The following is a 1848-nucleotide window of genomic DNA, read 5'->3' as shown; positions in this document are numbered from 1 at the left end:
AGGGAGGCGGCCCAGCGTGCGCCGGGGGTCCGCAGGGCGAGCGCCGCGACGCCGGTCACCGCGGCCACCGACGAGATCGGGTGGACGAGGAGGATGACGCCGATCAGGGCGCCCAGCCCCGCGTACGACCACCACGCACTCGCGCGCCGCAGCAGGCCCGCCCAGGCCCACGCCCACAGCGCCAGGCCGATCGCGAACGTCGACGGGTAGCCGAGGTTGCCCGTCATCGACATCAGGCCGAGGTAGCCGCTCCACCAGGCGGCGCGCGTGCCCCACAGCAGCGTCATCGCCGCCAGGGCCAGGACCGGCGCCCATTGACGGGACGTCAGGGTGCGCACGAAGCGGTTCAGGCCCGTCAGGAGGACCAGCAGGTTCAGCGGCCCCGCCAGCTTCACGACCTCCCAGCCGGCCAGCCCGCTCAGCCGGGCGAAGAGGCCCTGGGCGAGCGCGTACGGGGAGTAGTACGGGCTGCCCGTGCCCGGCAGGTCCGCCATGGGGTGGCGGGGGTGGAGCAGGCTCGCCTTGAGGCGCTCGACGACCGCCGCGTGCTGCCCGAAGTCGCAGCACATCGGCACCCGCCAGTACGCCAGCGTCATCACCAGCCAGAACAGGCCGCCGAAGACGAAGAACGGGGTCGGGCGCCAGAAGCGGCCGCCGCGCAGGGCGCTCGCGCCGCGCACCGCCCGCCGCGTGAGCGTCGCCGTCCCCGGCGACGTCATCGCATCAGCCGTTCCGCCACCCGCGCCGCCGCGCACCCGTCGTCCAGGTCGCAGTACGCCGCCCGGAACGCCTCGTAGGCCGCCGCGTGCCGGCTGGTGACCGTGTCCAACTCCCGCAGCGCGCCGACCACTTCACCGGTGGAGGCGAGCAGCGGTCCGGGCGCCCGGTCCTCGAAGTCGAGGTAGAAGCCGCGCACCGTGTCCCGGTAGTGGTCGAGGTCGTAGGTGTGGAAGAGCATCGGGCGGCCCGTGTGCGCGAAGTCGAACATCAGCGAGGAGTAGTCCGTCACCAACACGTCGGCCAGGTCGAGGAGTTCGGCCGCGCTCGGGTGGCCCGTGACGTCCCGGACGAACGGGGCGCGGGCGCCCGTGAGGCGGCCCGTCGCCTTCGGGTGCTTGCGCACCAGCAGGACGTGGTCGGCGGCGAGTTCGCGCTCGGCGGCCGCGAAGTCGAAGGCCGGCTCGTGGCGGAAGCGGCCGGGGGAGTGGGCGAGGTGGTCGCGGTACGTGGGGGCGTACAGGACGATCCGCTTGCCCGGGTCGATGCCGAGGTCCCGGCGCAGCCGCTCGGCCCGCGCGCGGCGGTCGTCGGCGCCGGTGAACAGGATGTCGTTGCGCGGCGAGCCGGCCTCCAGGACCTCCCCGTCGTAGGCGAGGGCGCGCGACAGGTGCGGCGCGGACCAGCGGGAGGGGGCGACCAGGACGTCCCACTGGCGGGCCAGCCGCGGCAGCAGCGCCAGCTGGTCGTGGTCGGCGTACAGGGTGTCGGTGAGGTCGGTGCCGATCCGCTTGAGCGGGGCGCCGTCCCAGGTCTGTACGACGGTCTGGCCCTCGCGGCGTTCGAAGAAGTCGGGCAGCTGGTGGGCGGTGACGATGCGGCGGCAGCGCGCCAGGGCCGCGTACCAGTCGGCCGAGAACTCCTCGACCCCTCGTGCCGCGGGCGGGACCTGGGTGCGGCCGTCGCGGGTCACCCACAGGTGCGCGACGTCCGCGCCGCGCCGCACCAGCTCGTCGTGGACCGCGCGCGGCGAGTCCCCGTCGACGTACAGGACCGCGTCGCGCAGCGGGAGCAGGCGCTGGGCGGGGTAGTGGCCGGTGCGCAGGCGGTGGCGGCGGTAGGGGCCGCGGT

Annotated in this window: 1 protein-coding gene and 1 pseudogene; both read right to left on the bottom strand. The window is 74.9% G+C overall.

All coding sequences use genetic code 11. The features are described from left to right. Positions 1-719 (bottom strand): annotated as a pseudogene (locus G3I40_RS29180) (hypothetical protein); the annotation flags it as partial. Continuing rightward, positions 716-1848: CDP-glycerol glycerophosphotransferase family protein (locus G3I40_RS29175; RefSeq protein ID WP_203644969.1), on the bottom strand; the 1133-nt coding region annotated here is incomplete at its 5' end. The gene G3I40_RS29175 and the pseudogene G3I40_RS29180, both read right to left, overlap by 4 nt.

It is taken from the genome of Streptomyces sp. SID14478 (assembly GCF_010548525.1).
Classification (GTDB): Bacteria; Actinomycetota; Actinomycetes; order Streptomycetales; family Streptomycetaceae; genus Streptomyces.
The sequence above is the reverse complement of the archived record's forward strand: the minus strand, read 5'-3'. Positions and strand labels throughout refer to the sequence as shown.